Source organism: Streptomyces sp. NPDC088157, from assembly GCF_044741545.1.
Classification (GTDB): Bacteria; Actinomycetota; Actinomycetes; order Streptomycetales; family Streptomycetaceae; genus Streptomyces.
Genome location: NZ_JBIUSU010000002.1, coordinates 252,292 through 268,742, shown reverse-complemented (window position 1 = coordinate 268,742; position 16,451 = coordinate 252,292). Strand labels below are relative to the sequence as shown.

The window sequence follows — 16,451 nt, the reverse complement described above, 5'->3', positions numbered from 1 at the left end:
GCACGAGGGGTTTTTTGTTGCACAAAACCCGCTGCGGGCGCTCCTGTCGCAGCCCAGCAGGACCCGAGCGCAACCCCAGTGAGACTCGAGCGCAACACCGGTAAGACCCGAGCACAACCCCAGCAGGACCCCAGCGAAACCCTCAGTAAAACCCTCAGCATCGAGAAGAGAATGCCGATGACCGAGCAGGCCACCGGGGCCCATCCGCAGCCGCGGCCCCGATCCGGAGGACAGCACTCCGCGTCCGTCGAGCACGTGACGGGTGCGCAGTCCCTCATCCGTTCTCTCGAGGAGGTCGGCGCCGACACGGTATTCGGCATTCCCGGCGGTGCGATCCTTCCCGCCTACGACCCGCTGATGGACTCGACGAGGGTCCGCCACGTCCTGGTCCGGCACGAGCAGGGCGCGGGCCACGCGGCCACCGGTTACGCGCAGGCCACCGGCAAGGTCGGCGTCTGCATGGCCACCTCGGGCCCCGGCGCGACCAACCTGGTGACGCCGATCGCCGACGCCCACATGGACTCGGTGCCGCTCGTGGCGATCACCGGGCAGGTGGCGTCGAAGGCGATCGGCACGGACGCCTTCCAGGAGGCGGACATCGTCGGCATCACCATGCCGATCACCAAGCACAACTTCCTGGTCACCAAGGCCGAGGACATCCCGCGGGTCATCGCGCAGGCGTTCCACATCGCCTCCACCGGGCGGCCCGGGCCGGTCCTGGTCGACATCGCCAAGGACGCCCTCCAGGCGAAGACGACGTTCTCCTGGCCGCCCACCATGGACCTTCCCGGCTACCGCCCGGTGACCAAGCCGCACGCCAAGCAGATCCGCGAGGCCGCCAAGCTGATCACCGCCGCCAAGCGGCCGATCCTGTACGTCGGCGGCGGTGTCCTGAAGGCCGGCGCGACCGCCGAGCTGAAGGTCCTCGCGGAGCTGACGGGCGCGCCCGTCACCACCACGCTGATGGCGCTGGGCGCGTTCCCCGACAGCCACCCGCTGCACCTGGGCATGCCGGGCATGCACGGCTCGGTGGCCGCCGTCACCGGTCTGCAGAAGGCCGACCTGATCATCGCCCTCGGCGCCCGCTTCGACGACCGCGTCACCGGCAAGCTCGACAGCTTCGCCCCGTTCGCCAAGATCGTCCACGCGGACATCGACCCGGCGGAGATCGGCAAGAACCGCACCGCCGACGTGCCGATCGTCGGTGACGCGCGTGAGGTCATCGCCGACCTGGTCCAGGCGGTGCAGAAGGAGCACAGCGAGGGCCAGCAGGGCGACTACACCGCCTGGTGGAAGGATCTGAGCCGCTGGCGCGACTCCTACCCGCTCGGCTACGACCAGCCCGCCGACGGTTCGCTCTCCCCGCAGCAGGTCATCGAGCGCATCGGACAGCTCGCCCCCGAGGGCACGATCTTCGCGGCGGGCGTCGGCCAGCACCAGATGTGGGCCGCGCACTTCGTCCAGTACGAGAAGCCCGCCACCTGGCTGAACTCCGGCGGTGCGGGCACGATGGGCTACGCGGTCCCGGCCGCGATGGGCGCCAAGGCAGGTGTCCCCGGCCAGACCGTCTGGGCCATCGACGGCGACGGCTGCTTCCAGATGACCAACCAGGAACTCACCACCTGCGCCCTGAACAACATCCCGATCAAGGTCGCCATCATCAACAACGGCGTCCTCGGAATGGTCCGCCAGTGGCAGACCCTGTTCTACAACCAGCGCTACTCCAACACCGTGCTGCACAGTGGCCCGCAGGCCGCCGCGCCCGACAGCGGCTCCGCCGCGGGCAAGCAGCCCAGCGCCGGCACCCGCGTCCCCGACTTCGTGAAGCTGTCGGAGGCCATGGGCTGTTACGCGATCCGCTGCGAGTCCCCGGACGACCTCGACAAGGTCATCGAGGAGGCGAACTCCATCAACGACCGTCCCGTCGTCGTCGACTTCATCGTCCACGAGGACGCGATGGTGTGGCCGATGGTCGCCGCCGGCACCTCCAACGACGAGATCCTGGCCGCCCGGGACGTCCGCCCCGACTTCGGCGACAACGAAGACGACTGAGCGAGAGAGACGTAAAGAAGACATGTCGAAGCACACGCTCTCCGTCCTGGTGGAGAACAAGCCGGGCATCCTGGCCCGGATCGCCGCCCTGTTCTCCCGCCGGGGCTTCAACATCGACTCGCTCGCCGTCGGCGTCACCGAGCACGCCGACATCTCCCGGATCACGATCGTGGTGAGTGTCGAGGCCCTGCCGCTCGAGCAGGTCACCAAGCAGCTCAACAAGCTCGTCGAGGTGCTGAAGATCGTCGAGCTGGAGCCGGGACAGGCCGTTCACCGCGAACTCGTTCTGGTGAAGGTGCGCGCCGACAACGAGACGCGTTCGCAGATCGTCGAGATCGTCCAGCTGTTCCGCGCCAAGACCGTCGACGTCTCCCCGGAGGCCGTGACCATCGAGGCCACCGGCGGCAACGACAAGCTGACCGCCATGCTCAAGATGCTGGAACCGTACGGCATCAAGGAGCTGGTCCAGTCCGGCACGATCGCCATCGGCCGCGGCGCCCGTTCGATCACGGACCGCTCGCTGCGCGCCCTCGACCGGTCGGCGTAAGTACGCAACCGGTCTACGTACGAACGGATCCGGACGGTCGGTGATCGCCGACCGCCCGGATACCGAGACCCCGAGTCTTCCCTTCCGCCCGCCGTCATACGGTGGGACGCAACACCTGCACCCAAGGAGAGAACCCAAAGTGGCCGAGCTGTTCTACGACGCCGACGCCGACCTGTCCATCATCCAGGGCCGCAAGGTCGCGGTCATCGGTTACGGCAGCCAGGGCCACGCCCACGCGCTGTCGCTCCGTGACTCGGGTGTCGACGTGCGCGTCGGTCTGCACGAGGGCTCCAAGTCCAAGGCGAAGGCCGAGGAGCAGGGCCTGCGCGTGGTGACCCCGGCCGAGGCCGCCGCCGAGGCCGACGTCATCATGATCCTCATCCCGGACCCGATCCAGGCCCAGGTCTACGAGGAGTCCATCGCCCCGAACCTGAAGGACGGCGACGCGCTGTTCTTCGCCCACGGCTTCAACGTCCGCTTCGGCTTCATCAAGGCCCCGGTCGGCGTCGACGTGGCCCTGGTCGCCCCGAAGGGCCCGGGTCACCTGGTCCGCCGCCAGTACGAGGAGGGCCGCGGCGTCCCCGCGATCGCCGCCGTCGAGCAGGACGCGACCGGCAACGCCTTCGCGCTGGCCCTGTCGTACGCCAAGGGCATCGGCGGCACCCGCGCCGGCGTCATCAAGACGACCTTCACCGAGGAGACCGAGACCGACCTGTTCGGTGAGCAGGCCGTGCTGTGCGGTGGCACCTCGGCGCTGGTCAAGGCGGGCTTCGAGACCCTGGTCGAGGCCGGCTACCAGCCGGAGATCGCCTACTTCGAGTGCCTGCACGAGCTGAAGCTGATCGTGGACCTCATGTACGAGGGCGGCCTGGAGAAGATGCGCTGGAGCGTCTCCGAGACGGCCGAGTGGGGCGACTACATCACCGGCCCGCGGATCATCACCGACGCCACCAAGGCCGAGATGAAGCAGGTCCTCGCCGAGATCCAGGACGGCACCTTCGCCCAGAACTGGATGGACGAGTACCACGGCGGTCTGAAGAAGTACAACGAGTACAAGGACGCGGACTCCGAGCACCTGCTGGAGACCACCGGCAAGCAGCTGCGCAAGCTGATGAGCTGGGTGAACGAAGAGGCCTGAGCCTCACGGACAGGGGCCGGAGCGCGCAGCTCCGGCCCCGTTGTCCATCCCGTCCAACCACGGACGGGTGATCCTTCCGCGGAGGCACGAGGCGACCTCCGTCGCAGCACTACACTGCTGCGTATATACGCGTTCAGGCCCACAGCGTCGTGCGTCTTCCACGCGGCTAGCCCCTCCTCCGCATGCGGCCGTCGGGACGGCCGTCCGCACGCTCTGGACTTGTGAGGACTCACGTGAGCTCGAAACCTGTCGTACTCATCGCTGAAGAGCTGTCGCCCGCGACCGTGGACGCGCTTGGCCCGGACTTCGAGATCCGGCACTGCAACGGAGCGGACCGAGCCGTACTGCTCCCGGCCATCGCCGACGTCGACGCGATCCTGATCCGCTCGGCCACCAAGGTGGACGCCGAGGCGATCGCCGCCGCGAAGAAACTGAAGGTCGTCGCGCGAGCCGGCGTCGGCCTGGACAATGTCGACGTTCCCGCCGCCACCAAGGCCGGCGTGATGGTCGTCAACGCCCCCACCTCCAACATCGTGACCGCCGCCGAACTGGCCTGCGGTCTCCTGCTCGCCACCGCCCGCCACATCCCGCAGGCCAACGCCGCGCTGAAGAACGGCGAGTGGAAGCGCAGCAAGTACACGGGCGTCGAGCTGGCCGAGAAGACCCTCGGCGTCGTCGGCCTCGGCCGCATCGGTGCGCTCGTCGCGCAGCGCATGTCCGGCTTCGGCATGAAGGTCGTCGCGTACGACCCCTACATCCAGCCCGCGCGCGCCGCGCAGATGGGCGTGAAGGTCCTGTCACTGGACGAGCTGCTCGAGGTCTCCGACTTCATCACCGTCCACCTGCCCAAGACCCCCGAGACGGTCGGTCTGATCGGTGACGAGGCGCTGCGCAAGGTCAAGCCGAGCGTGCGCATCGTCAACGCCGCGCGCGGCGGGATCGTCGACGAGGAGGCGCTGTACTCGGCGCTGAAGGAGGGCCGCGTAGCCGGCGCCGGCCTCGACGTGTACGCGAAGGAGCCCTGCACGGACTCCCCGCTGTTCGAGTTCGACCAGGTCGTGGCCACCCCGCACCTCGGTGCCTCGACCGACGAGGCCCAGGAGAAGGCCGGTATCGCGGTCGCGCGTTCCGTGCGGCTGGCTCTCGCCGGTGAGCTGGTGCCGGACGCGGTGAACGTCCAGGGCGGTGTCATCGCCGAGGACGTCAAGCCCGGTCTGCCCCTCGCCGAGCGGCTCGGCCGGATCTTCACCGCGCTGGCCGGTGAGGTCGCGGTCCGCCTCGACGTCGAGGTGTACGGAGAGATCACCCAGCACGATGTGAAGGTGCTGGAGCTGTCGGCGCTCAAGGGCGTCTTCGAGGACGTCGTCGACGAGACGGTCTCGTACGTCAACGCCCCTCTGTTCGCGCAGGAGCGCGGCGTCGAGGTGCGGCTGACCACCAGCTCCGAGTCGGCCGACCACCGTAACGTCGTCACCGTGCGCGGCACGCTCTCGGACGGCGAGGAGGTGTCGGTCTCCGGCACGCTGGCCGGTCCGAAGCACATCCAGAAGATCGTCGCCGTCGGCGAGTACGACGTCGACCTGGCGCTCGCCGACCACATGGTCGTCCTCAAGTACGAGGACCGTCCGGGCGTCGTCGGCACCGTGGGCCGGGTCTTCGGCGAGGCGGGGATCAACATCGCCGGGATGCAGGTCGCTCGCGCGGTCGCCGGCGGCGAGGCGTTGGCCGTCCTCACCGTCGATGACACCGTGCCCGCGGGTGTGCTGGCGGAGGTCGCCGAGGAGATCGGCGCGACGTCCGCGCGTGCGGTCAATCTCGTCTGAGGTTGCCGCACCTTCCGGGGGCTGCGCCCCCGGGCCCCCGCTTCGGCCTGAAAGGCTTCGTCCTCAATCGCCGGACGGGCTGGACTCACTGAACGTGGCTCGAAAGCAGGGCCGTACGGACTGGGTCTACTGAACGTGGCTCGAAAGCAGGAGCCGGGCGGGCTGGTGTGATCCAGCCCGCCCGGTTCCTTTTGCCGGTGTCACTTCTTGTCGTCGACCCGGATCCGCCGCAGCGTGACCGAAGCCGCTGCCGCCGCTCCGGCGAGGAGTACCGCCCCGGCGATCGCCGCGCCCTGCATGCCGCTGGTGAACGCCTCGCGTGCCGTCGTCGCCAGGGCGTCTCCCGTGCGCCCCGGGAGGCGACCCGCCACCGCCAGGGCGCCGCCGAGGGTCTCGCGGGCCTCGGCCGGGGCCCCGGCCGGGATGTCGTGGCGGTAGATCGCCGTGCCGATGGAGCCGAGGACGGCCATGCCCAGGGCGCCGCCGAACTCGGTGCCGGTCTCCAGGAGGGCGGACGCGGAGCCCGCGCGTTCGACCGGGGCCGCGCTCATCGCCAGGTCCGTCATCTGGGACAGGACCATGACGATCCCGCAGGCCAGGACGGCGCAGGCGGTCAGGACCAGCCACATCGAGTCGGTACCGGCGAGGGCCAGCAGCACGTAGCCGCTCGCCCCGATCGCGAAGCCGGCCGTCACGACGTAGGCGCGGTTGACACCCCTCTGCACCAGCGAGGTCGCGAGCGGGGCCGCCATGCCGATCGGCACCGAGGGGAGCAGCGCCCACAGGGCCGCTTCCAGTGCGCTCCTGCCGAGCACCGACTGGAGGTACTGGGTGGTGAAGAACGCCGAGCCCAGCATGCCGAAGGCGGAGACCAGGTTGAGGGCGAGGGCGGGGCCGAAGCCGTGGCAGCGGAACAGGGCCGGGGAGATCATCGGTGAGGCGGCGGTGCGCTGGCGGTGCACGAAGAGGGCCGCGAAGAGCAGGCCGACGGTGACCGAGACGACGTACTCCGCGTGCCAGCCCTCGGACGGGATCTCCTTCAGGCCGTAGATCACGGGGAGCACGGCGGCCATCGAGAGGGGGACGCTCGGCCAGTCGAAGCGGCCGGGGGCGGGGTCGCGGGACTCCGGCAGCAGGACCGGGCCGAGGACGAGCAGCAGGACCATCGCGGGCAGGTTGACCAGGAAGACCGAGCCCCACCAGAAGTACTGGACCAGCAGGCCGCTCATCACCGAGCCGAGCGCGATGCCGCCCGTCATCACGGCGGACCACAGGCCGATCGCCTTCGCGCGCTGTGCCGGGTCGGTGAACATCGTGCGGATCAGGGCCATCGTCGAGGGCATCAGGGTGGCACCGCCGATGCCGAGGACCGCGCGGGCCGCGATCAGGGTCTCGGCGCTGTCCGCGTACGCCGCGATCAGTGAGGCGGCGCCGAATGCGACGGCGCCGATCAGCAGCAGCCTGCGGCGGCCGATGCGGTCGCCGAGCGAGCCCATCGTCATCAGCAGGCCCGCCAGTACGAACGCGTAGATGTCGAAGATCCACAGTTGCTGGGTGCCGGTCGGCGCCAGGTCCGCGCTGATCGCCGGGATCGCGAAGTAGAGGACGGAGACGTCCATCGAGACGAGCAGCAGCGGAAGCATCAGGACGCCCAGCGCGGTCCATTCGCGGCGGCCGGCGCGGGCCGCCGGGGGTGGGGCGGCGCTCTTCGGGTCCGGTGCGTGCGTGGAGTTCGTGGAGTGCGGCGAGTTGGTCATGACGGTGACTGTACGAGCGTCTTAAACGGTTGTCTAGAACGCTTGTATAAGTCATCTGTATGGGACGGCTGTATGGATCGGGGTAGGGTGACGGTCATGGGACACCGTGAGGATCTGCTCGAGGGCGCCAAGCGCTGCCTGCTGGAGAAGGGGTTCCTGCGTACGACCGCGCGGGACATCGTCAAGGAGTCGGGGACCAATCTCGCGTCCATCGGCTACCACTACCGTTCCAAGGACGCGCTGCTGGTGAAGGCGTACGTCTCGTTGATCGAGAGCGCCGGCGACGACTTCGACCCGGGCTGGGGCACGGCGGGCGGGGCGACGGCGCCCGCCGGGTCGCTGGAACGCTTCCAGGAGGTGTGGGCGAGCATCATCGGCTCGGTGCCCCGGACGCGGGCGATCTGGCTGCTGAGCTTCGAGCTCATCGTCCAGGGGGACCGGCTCCCCGAGGTGCGCAAGCTGCTGGCCGAGGCGCAGGAGGAGGGCCGGTCGGGGATCGTGCCCATGTTCAACGGCATCCCGGAGGACGAGCTCGACAAGGAGACCGTCGACACGGAGGGCCGCTTCTACCAGACCCTCCTGAACGGACTCATGGTCCAGTGGCTCTTCGACCCGGACTCGGCGACCGACGCGGCGCAGCTCACCGAGGGGCTGCGCCGGGTGATCGCGGGCGCCACGAAGAGCTGACCCGGCCGGGCCGTCCGAGCGGCCCGGCGAGGTGCGGTGCCAGGGCTCGCGAGCCCGGCCTGATCCGAACGAGAGGCCCCCACCCCTTCAAGGACCGCTCAAGGCGTGTCGCCCGTCACCAACCTGTCCGAACAGCACACCTAGGGCAGCCGCGCCGCCTTGAGGGTCATGTGCAGGAGCAGCCGGTCCTCGCCGTCGTCGAGGTCCAGGCCGGTCAGCTGTTCCACCCGGGACAGCCGGTAGTAGAGGGTCTGCCGGTGGATCCCCAACTCGGCGGCCGTTCGGCCCGCTTGGCCCGCGCGGTCGAGGTACATCTCGGCCGTGCGGGCGAGTTCACGGTGGGTGGGGGACAACAGGGTCCGTACGGCCGGGTCCTGGGCGCTCTCCTGGGGCAGGGAGGTCAGCAGACGGTAGGGGCCGATGGACGCCCACCGGGCGACCGGGCCGAGGCCCGGTTCGGCGAGCGCCGCCCGTGCCGACGCCGACGCCTCCTGCCAGGCGGCGCCGAGTTCCGCGAGACCGAGCCGCCCGCCCGCCACTCCCGCCGCGGACCGGTCCGCCCGCTCCAGCAGCCGGGCCGCGGCCGAGGTCGCCGGAGTGAGGGTGTCCGTCGAGCGCAGGCGGACCAGCAGGGCCAGGGACTGGGACACCCCCACTGCGTCGAGGGCGTGGGAGGTACCCCCGCCCCACGGGACCGTGCACAGTGCCGTCGCCCCCGGCAGCGTACGCAGCGAGGGCGCGTCGTCGGGGTCGGCGGACGGCCAGGGCGTCACGCACACCACCGTGTGCGGGCCGTCCGCACGGGCGCCGAGCGCGGTGCGCAGCTCGGCCACCGCCATCTCCCGCTGCCAGCCGGGCTGCGCGGTCAGCACCGCCCGCAGCTCCCGGGTGAGGTCCGCGCCGTGCTGGGCCTCGTCGGCGAGCAGGGCGCCGATCCGGCCGGTCACCTCCATCGCGGCCGCCAGCTGCGCGTCCGAGGGGCCGGGATCGTCGTCGAGCAGCCAGACGTAGCCGAGGACGACGCCCCGGTGCCGTACGGGGAGGCAGACGCGTCCCCGGTACACCCCGGCCTCGGGGGTCGGCGGGATCCGGACCGGGCCGGTGGCGCGCGTGATGCCGAAGCCCTCGAACCAGGTGCGGACCGCGGCCGTCGAGCGCCGGGTCAGGATCGAGCGGGTGCGCACCGGGTCCAGCGCAGAGGCGTCGAGTTCGCCCTCGCTGTCGTAGGCGCCGAAGGCGATCAGCTCGAAATCCCGGTTCTCCAGGGTCGCGGGAGCGCCCAGCAGCTCGGAGATCTCGTCGACGAGCTCCTGGTGGTCACCCTGGTAATCGGCTGTCACCCGGGCATTCTCCCGCATGTCCGCACCCTCTTCATACATCTGTCTGAGATCCGCGGCACGGATGCGTGACAGCTGTCGATGGCTCACGATCGGAGGGATCCTTAGGTTTCACGGTGGTTCTCCGTGCCGTTCCCCGATCGTCGGGTATCGGCCTCGTATGGGTTGGTATGTGGAGGTTCCCCGTGCTGGGTCCCGTGATTCTCGCCGCGTCGCGCAGCGACCGGATGCGACGCCTGATCTCGGCGGCCCCGGTGACGAAGCAGGTCGTGGACCGCTTCATCCCCGGTGAGACGGTCGACGACATCGTCCCGGTCATCGAGCAGCTCACCGCCAGAGGACTGGAGCTGACGATGGACGTCGTCGGCGAGGACATCACCACTCCCGAGCAGGCCGTCGCCGCCCGGGACGCCTACCTGGCGCTGATCGACCGGCTCGAGGAGTCGGCGCTCGGCGAGCGGGTCGAGATGTCCGTCAAGCTGTCGATGTTCGGACAAGCCCTCCCGTCGCCCGCCACCGGCCTGCTCGAAGGGCCCTCCGAGGCCGCCCCCGCATTCCAGGGGGGCCACGACCTCGCCCTCGCCAACGTGCGCCCGGTCGTCGAGGCCGCCGCGGCCATCGGCACCACCGTCACCCTCGACGCCGAGGACCACACCACCCTCGACTCGATGTTCGCCATCCACGAGGAGCTGCGGAAGGACTTCCCGCAGACCGGCTGTGTCATCCAGGCCTACCTCTTCCGCACCGAGGCCGACGCCCGCCGTCTCGCCGCGAGCGGCAGCCGGGTACGGCTCGTGAAGGGCGCGTACAAGGAGCCCGCCGAGGTCGCGTACCAGCAGAAGCACGAGATCGACAAGGCGTACGTCCGGATCCTGCGCACGCTGATGGAGGGCGAGGGGTACCCGATGATCGGCTCCCACGACCCGCGCCTCATCTCCATCGCGCAGGAGCTCGCCCGCAAGGCCGGACGCAAGCTGGACGAGTACGAGTTCCAGATGCTGTACGGCATCCGGGGCGACGAGCACCTGCGGCTGGCCGCCGAAGGGCACCGCATGCGTGTCTACACCGCCTACGGCACCGACTGGTACGGCTACTTCATGCGCCGCCTGGCGGAGAAGCCGGCCAACCTGCGGTTCTTCGTCCGCTCGATGATCAGCAAGGGCTGAGCCCACCCCCCGCTCGAAACACCCGCTCAGAAGGAGTAACGGAAGACATGGACGCGGTAACCCAGGTCCCCACCCCCGTCAACGAGCCGGTGCACGGCTACGCTCCCGGCTCGCCGGAGCGTGCCCGGCTGGAGGCCAAGCTCAAGGAACTGGCCGACAACCCCGTCGACCTGCCCTGCACCATCGGCGGTGAGCACCGGATGGGCGGCGGTGAGCGGTTCGACGTCGTGCAGCCGCACAACCACAAGGCCCGCCTCGGCACCTACGCCAACGCCACCGGGCAGGACGCGCAGGACGCGATCGACGCGGCCCTCGCCGCCGCGCCCGCCTGGCGCGCGATGTCCTTCGACGACCGCGCCGCGATCATCCTGCGCGCCGCCGAACTGCTCGCCGGCCCCTGGCGCGAGACGCTCGCCGCCTCCACCATGCTCGGCCAGTCGAAGACCGCCCAGCAGGCGGAGATCGACTGTCCCTGCGAACTGGTCGACTTCTGGCGCTTCAACGTGGCCTACGCCCGCCAGATCCTGGCCGAGCAGCCCCCGGCGAACTCCCCGGGCGTCTGGAACCGCCTCGACCACCGCCCGCTCGAGGGCTTCGTCTACGCGATCACGCCCTTCAACTTCACCGCCATCGCGGGCAACCTGCCGACCGCGCCCGCGCTGATGGGCAACGTGGTGGTGTGGAAGCCGTCCCCGACGCAGACCCACGCCGCCGTGCTGCTCATGCGGCTGCTGGAGGAGGCCGGTCTGCCCAAGGGCGTCATCAACCTGGTCACCGGCGACGGCATCGAGGTCTCCGAGGTCGCTCTGCACCACCGCGACCTCGCCGGCATCCACTTCACCGGCTCGACGAAGACCTTCCAGTACCTGTGGAAGACGGTCGGCGCCAACATCGAGAAGTACCGCTCCTACCCGCGTCTGGTCGGTGAGACCGGCGGCAAGGACTTCGTCGTCGCCCACCCGAGCGCGGACCGGGCGGTGCTGAAGACGGCGCTCACCCGTGGCGCCTTCGAGTACCAGGGCCAGAAGTGCAGCGCGACCTCCCGGGCCTACATCCCGGCGTCGATCTGGAACTCCGGTTTCAAGGAGGAGTTCGCGGCCGAGGTCGACTACCTGACCATGGGTGACGTCACCGACCTCGCCAACTTCATCGGCGCGGTCATCGACGAGCGTTCCTTCGCCAAGAACAAGGCGGCGATCGACCGCGCGAAGGCGGATCCGACCTGCACGATCGTGGCGGGCGGCTCCTACGACGACTCGGTCGGCTACTTCGTCCGGCCGACCGTCGTCGAGTGCACCGACCCGGAGAACGAGGTGTTCACGACCGAGTACTTCGGCCCGTTCCTCGCCGTGCACGTGTACGACGACAGCTCGGCCGACGCGTACGACGCCATGCTGACGCAGATGGAGTCGGTGTCGGACTACGCGCTGACCGGCTCGGTCATCTCCGGCGACCGCGCGGCCGCCGCGTACACGATGGAGAAGCTGCGCTACGCGGCCGGCAACTTCTACATCAACGACAAGTCCACCGGCGCCGTCGTCGGCCAGCAGCCCTTCGGCGGCGGCCGCGCCTCCGGCACCAACGACAAGGCCGGCGCCCCGCAGAACCTGACGCGCTGGACCCTGACCCGCGCCATCAAGGAGACGCTGGTCCCGCCGACCGACTACCCGTACCCGCACATGGGCTGACACCGCGCGGCATGCGGTGCGTAACGGGCCAGGTCCTCCCGGACCCGGCCCGTTCGCGTACCCGGGCGGGCAGACTGGCGCCATGGAGACGACGGTGACCGCGGACGACGGGGTACGGCTGTGGGCGTCCGGGTCGGGCGAGGGCGAACCACTGGTGCTCTGCCACGGCGGGCCGGGCCTGTGGGACACGCTCGGGGAGGTGGCCGCACTGCTCGCCGACCGGGCCGCCGTCGTGCGCTGGGACCAGCGCGGCTGCGGGCGCTCGCACGGCGGTGACGGACCCTGGACCACCGAGCGGTTCGTCGCCGACCTCGACGCCGTACGCGAGCGGTTCGGCTTCGAGCGGACGGCCCTGCTCGGGCATTCCTGGGGTGCGCAACTGGCGTTGAGCTACGCGCTCGCGCACCCGGAGCGGGTGAGCGTCCTGGTCTACGTGTCCGGGACCGGCATCGGACCGGACGCCGACTGGCACCCCGCCTACGTGGAGAACTTCCTCGCCCGCCTCGGCAAGGATCCCGAACGCCTGGCCCGCTGGCAGGAGTTGGCCGACGGCGACCGTGAACGGGCCGTCCTCCAGTGGTCGGTGGAGTTCGAGGACCGCGAGCGCGCCCTGGAGCACGCCGAGCGCATGGCCGACCCCTGGTTCGGGATCAACGCGGAGTGCGGCAGGGTCCTCAACGAGGAACGCAGGCGCGCATGGGGCACCCCGGAGCTGTACGACGCCTGCCGCGCCCTCGACGTCCCCGTGCTGATCGTCGACGGCGCCCGGGACGTCCGGCCGCGCTCGGCCGTCGACTCGCTGGAGCGCGCCCTGCCGGACGTACGCCGGGTGGTTCTGGAGGGGGCGGGGCATCTGCCGTGGGTCGAGGACCCGGGGGGCTTCCGCGCGGCGGTGGCGGCGGCCCTCGGGGCGTGAGCGCTCAGCCGGCCAGGTTGCGTCCGAGGAAGTCCCGGGTGAGCGCGGCGATCTGCCCCGCGTGCGTCTCCAGGGCGAAGTGCCCGGTGGGCAGCAGATGCACCTCCGCCCCGGGAAGATCCCGTCGGAAGGCGAGCGCGCCGGCCGGGACGAAGATCTCGTCGCCGGCGCCCCAGACGGCCAGCAGCGGGACCTGGCTGGTGCGGAAGTACTCCTGGAAGGCCGGGTAGAGGGCGAAGTTGGAGCCGTAGTCGGAGATCAGGTCGAGCTGGATCTCCGACTGGCCGGGCCGGGCCATGAGGGCGGCGTCGTGCTCGTACGCGTCGGGGCTGACGAGTTCCCGCTGCTCCGGCGGAACCCCGTGCAGGTACTGCCACCTGATCCCCTCCGGGCTGCTGATCTCCCGCACCGGGGCCTCGGTCTGCGGGGTGCGCTCCGCGATCAGCGCCAGCACCGGTGCCCAGGCCTTTTCGCCCAGCCCCTCCTCGTACGCGTTGCCGTTCTGGGTGACGATCGCGGTGACGCGGTCGGGATGGGCGAGGGCGAGGCGCAGTCCGATGGGGGAGCCGTAGTCCTGGATGTAGAGCGCGAACCTCTTCAGGCCCAGCACTTCGGTGAACTCCGCGGTGAGTCCGGCCAGTTCGTCGAAGGTCCAGGTGAAGTCGGCGGGCGCCGCCGAGCGGCCGAAGCCGAGGTGGTCGGGGGCCAGGACGTGGTAGCGGTCGGCGAGCAGCGGGATGAGGTCGCGGAACATGTGCGAGCTGCTGGGGAAGCCGTGCAGGAGCAGCAGGACGGGCGCGTCGGCCGGACCGGCCTCCCGGTAGGCGATCTCATGGCCGCGGACGGTGGCGGTGCGGTGGTGAACCCGGCGGTGGATCTCGTGGTGGGCGTGGAGGGTCATGGCACGAGTGCACCACGTGACTGTCTAACCGGTCAACCGCCTTTCAAGGGTTAGGTGACCGACGTACGAGGATCTTTCCCGTGTTCCCGCCCCGCAGCATCAGAAGGAACGCCTCCACGATCCGCTCGAACCCGTCCACCACCGTCTCGTCCAGCGCCAGCGCCCCGCTCAGCAGATGCGGTACGGCGAACTCGTACAGCTCCCGCTGCGCGTCCTGGTGATCGCGTACCAGGAAGCCCTCGACGCGCAGGCTCTTCTCCACCACGTCGGCGTGGTCGAAGACCACCGGCGGGGCGTCGGGCGTGTTGTACTGCCCGACCGTGCCGACACGCACCACCCGCCCCCGCTCCCGCAGCGCGCCGATCGCCGCCCCGAGGTGTTCGCCGCCCACGTTGTCGACGAAGACGTCGACGCCGGTGGGTGCGGCCTTCGCCAGGAGGCCGGCGACCGGGCCGTCGTGGTAGTCGAAGGCCGCGTCGTAGCCGACCTGCCGGGTCAGGTACCGCACCTTCTCGGCCGTGCCCGCGCTGCCGACCAGCCGGCCCGCGCCGAGCAGCCGGGCGAAGCGTCCGGTCGCCGTACCCACTCCGCCCGCCGCCGCGGAGACGAACAGGTCCTCGCCCTCGCGCAGCCGGGCGACGCGGGTCAGGCCGACGTACGCCGTCAGGCCCGTACCGCCGAGCAGGCTCAAGTGCGCGGAGAGCGGCACCCCTTCGTACCGGGGGAGCCGTCTGACCTCCTCCGGGCGGACCACCGAGTGGGTGCGCCAGCCCCGGCGGTGGAAGACGATCTCGCCCTCGGGGAGGGCGACCGGGTCCCGGGTGGCGACGATCCGGCCGAGCGTTCGTCCCTCCAGCGGGGAGTTCAACTCAAAGTCGCCGTCCATCATTTCGCGGTGGTAGGGGTCGACCGACCAGTAGAGGTTCTCCACCAGGGCCGTCCCCCGGGCCGGCTCGGGGACCGGTGACTCGGCGAACCGGAAGTGGCCGGGGGCTGGGAAGCCGGTGGGGCGGGCGGTCTGCTGCACGGTGAGCGCGGTGCTGGTCATGGGAGGGGACCGTAGGCAGGAATGCGGGCGGCGGGCAGAGGGTTGCGCTCATGGAACGGGCCGATCCATGAGTCGCCCTCATAGCAGCAGGTGGGAGCCCTACGTGAGCGCAGTCGACCTCGCGCCGCAGGAGTTGCGGACTCTGGTGGCCGTCGCGGACGAGGGGGGTTTCTCGGCCGCCGCCTCCCGGCTCGGAACCACCCAGTCGGCCGTCTCGCACGCGGTGCGGGGCATCGAGGGCAAGGTGGGCGTCGTCCTGTTCGAGCGCGGGCGGTACGGCGCCCGGCCCACCGCGGCCGGCGCTCGCGCGGTCGCCCACGCCCGACGCGTCCTGCGGATGCTCCAGACCCTGGTGACCGAGACGCGCGGCGTCGGAACGGGTCGGGTCGGCGGACCGTTGCGCATCGCGGCCTTCCGCAGCGCGGCCCTGTATCTGCTGCCGCCCGTCCTGGAACGGCTGGCCGCACGGCACCCGGGGATCGAGGCGACCGTGACCGTCGTGCGCGAGGTGGGTCCGGGGACGGCCGGGGAAGTGGCCGAGGGACGGGCCGACCTCGGCATCGCCACCTTCGGCACCAGCTCGCCGATCCCGCCGGAGCTGGTGGGGGACGTGCTGCTGGAGGAGCCGTACGCGCTGGTGCATCCGGCGGGCCACCCGGCACCGCGCTCACTGCCGCTCGTCGACTGGACGGAGAACTGCTCGTCCTACACGCGCGCGTGGTGGACCGCGCAGGACTGGATCCCCACCGCGACCGTCCGCGCCGAGGACGACGGGGCGGTGCTGTCGATGGTGAGCAGCGGCCTGGGGATGGCGATCATGCCCGCGCTCTCGCTCACCGCGACGCCGCTCGACACGGAGATCACCGACCTCGGCCCGGAGCGGCCGACCCGTCAGGTCGGCTACGTCACCACGCCGGAACTGGCCACGACGGCGGCCGTGCGGGCGCTCGTCCGGGAGTTGCGGTCGTCTGCGAAACCGTAGGTCGAAACCGGGTGACCCGGAGTCCTGTCTCAGATAGTAGGAAGTCCGAGTAATTGTAGAGACAGGCGCGCGCTCCTCCCTTAGCTTTGTAGGAGCCGAACGTCTCGCTCGACCAAGCGAATGGCGGTCGTGAGCCGGGCCCCGCGCAGGCAATCCCTGCGGCCCGCTCCCCGCCCCATCCGGCGTCTCGTAACCCCCTTCCGCACTCCCTGGATTCGAAGGAGTCGATTCCCCATGGCCGAGACGACCGTCCGCCGCCGAGTCCGTCACACCTCCCGCACGAACGAGTCCGACCGCAAGAACGCCGCCGCGGCTCTCCAGCGTGCCCTCGACCGCCGTGACAACGGCGGCGAGACCGGCCACTGAGCCGAGTCGCCCCGGATACCGGGAGCCGCATCCGCTCGGGGTG

14 protein-coding genes are annotated in these 16,451 nt (G+C 70.5%); 10 read left to right on the top strand and 4 right to left on the bottom strand.

The window, feature by feature from the left end:
* Nucleotides 1–171: 171 nt before the first annotated feature.
* From ACIPFH_RS07560 to serA, 4 genes are all read left to right on the top strand, one after another.
* Complete coding sequence (locus tag ACIPFH_RS07560; RefSeq protein WP_356260543.1) at nucleotides 172–2,052, top strand: acetolactate synthase large subunit; 1,881 nt, start codon at nucleotides 172–174, stop codon at nucleotides 2,050–2,052.
* Nucleotides 2,053–2,074: 22 nt separating this feature from the next.
* Entirely contained in the window at nucleotides 2,075–2,599 is a 525-nt protein-coding gene (ilvN, locus tag ACIPFH_RS07555; protein WP_401824141.1) for an acetolactate synthase small subunit, read from the top strand.
* 139 nt (nucleotides 2,600–2,738) lie between these two features.
* On the top strand, nucleotides 2,739–3,737 hold the full coding sequence (gene ilvC, locus ACIPFH_RS07550; protein WP_356260536.1) for a ketol-acid reductoisomerase: 999 nt from the start codon (nucleotides 2,739–2,741) through the stop codon (nucleotides 3,735–3,737).
* A 233-nt stretch (nucleotides 3,738–3,970) separates the two neighbouring features.
* The gene (gene serA / locus ACIPFH_RS07545) at nucleotides 3,971–5,560 is read left to right on the top strand and encodes a phosphoglycerate dehydrogenase (protein WP_356260533.1); all 1,590 of its coding nucleotides are present in this window, start codon (nucleotides 3,971–3,973) and stop codon (nucleotides 5,558–5,560) included.
* 200 nt (nucleotides 5,561–5,760) lie between these two features.
* On the opposite strand, the gene ACIPFH_RS07540 is transcribed toward serA, so the two are convergent.
* Complete coding sequence (locus tag ACIPFH_RS07540; RefSeq protein WP_401824138.1) at nucleotides 5,761–7,317, bottom strand: MFS transporter; 1,557 nt, start codon at nucleotides 7,315–7,317, stop codon at nucleotides 5,761–5,763.
* Between the two features lie 96 nt (nucleotides 7,318–7,413).
* Between ACIPFH_RS07540 and ACIPFH_RS07535 the strand changes: the two genes are divergently transcribed.
* Nucleotides 7,414–8,004, top strand: a complete 591-nt coding sequence (locus ACIPFH_RS07535) for a TetR/AcrR family transcriptional regulator (protein WP_401824136.1) — start codon at nucleotides 7,414–7,416, stop codon at nucleotides 8,002–8,004.
* Nucleotides 8,005–8,144: 140 nt separating this feature from the next.
* On the opposite strand, the gene ACIPFH_RS07530 is transcribed toward ACIPFH_RS07535, so the two are convergent.
* On the bottom strand, nucleotides 8,145–9,362 hold the full coding sequence (locus ACIPFH_RS07530) for a PucR family transcriptional regulator (RefSeq protein ID WP_401824134.1): 1,218 nt from the start codon (nucleotides 9,360–9,362) through the stop codon (nucleotides 8,145–8,147).
* 164 nt (nucleotides 9,363–9,526) lie between these two features.
* Between ACIPFH_RS07530 and ACIPFH_RS07525 the strand changes: the two genes are divergently transcribed.
* The 3 genes from ACIPFH_RS07525 (at nucleotide 9,527) to ACIPFH_RS07515 (ending at nucleotide 13,111) form a co-directional block, all read left to right on the top strand.
* Nucleotides 9,527–10,507 carry a proline dehydrogenase family protein gene (locus tag ACIPFH_RS07525; protein WP_401824132.1) on the top strand — a complete coding sequence of 327 codons (981 nt, stop codon included), beginning with the start codon at nucleotides 9,527–9,529 and terminating at the stop codon, nucleotides 10,505–10,507.
* A 47-nt stretch (nucleotides 10,508–10,554) separates the two neighbouring features.
* A complete protein-coding gene (gene pruA / locus ACIPFH_RS07520; protein WP_401824130.1) occupies nucleotides 10,555–12,195 on the top strand; it encodes an L-glutamate gamma-semialdehyde dehydrogenase in 1,641 nt (546 codons plus the stop codon).
* Between the two features lie 82 nt (nucleotides 12,196–12,277).
* Nucleotides 12,278–13,111 carry an alpha/beta fold hydrolase gene (locus tag ACIPFH_RS07515; RefSeq protein WP_401824128.1) on the top strand — a complete coding sequence of 278 codons (834 nt, stop codon included), beginning with the start codon at nucleotides 12,278–12,280 and terminating at the stop codon, nucleotides 13,109–13,111.
* A 4-nt stretch (nucleotides 13,112–13,115) separates the two neighbouring features.
* On the opposite strand, the gene ACIPFH_RS07510 is transcribed toward ACIPFH_RS07515, so the two are convergent.
* Both ACIPFH_RS07510 and ACIPFH_RS07505 read right to left on the bottom strand, forming a co-directional pair.
* Nucleotides 13,116–14,012, bottom strand: a complete 897-nt coding sequence (locus ACIPFH_RS07510) for an alpha/beta fold hydrolase (RefSeq protein ID WP_401824127.1) — start codon at nucleotides 14,010–14,012, stop codon at nucleotides 13,116–13,118.
* A 43-nt stretch (nucleotides 14,013–14,055) separates the two neighbouring features.
* Nucleotides 14,056–15,060, bottom strand: a complete 1,005-nt coding sequence (locus ACIPFH_RS07505; protein WP_401824125.1) for an NADP-dependent oxidoreductase — start codon at nucleotides 15,058–15,060, stop codon at nucleotides 14,056–14,058.
* Between the two features lie 103 nt (nucleotides 15,061–15,163).
* On the opposite strand from ACIPFH_RS07505, the gene ACIPFH_RS07500 reads away from it, so the two are divergent.
* Together ACIPFH_RS07500 and ACIPFH_RS07495 are read left to right on the top strand one after the other, a co-directional pair.
* The gene (locus tag ACIPFH_RS07500; protein ID WP_401824123.1) at nucleotides 15,164–16,042 is read left to right on the top strand and encodes a LysR family transcriptional regulator; all 879 of its coding nucleotides are present in this window, start codon (nucleotides 15,164–15,166) and stop codon (nucleotides 16,040–16,042) included.
* 234 nt (nucleotides 16,043–16,276) lie between these two features.
* Nucleotides 16,277–16,408, top strand: coding sequence for a hypothetical protein (locus tag ACIPFH_RS07495; RefSeq protein WP_359130078.1), 132 nt, complete (start codon nucleotides 16,277–16,279; stop codon nucleotides 16,406–16,408).
* The last annotated feature ends 43 nt before the right edge of the window (nucleotides 16,409–16,451 follow it).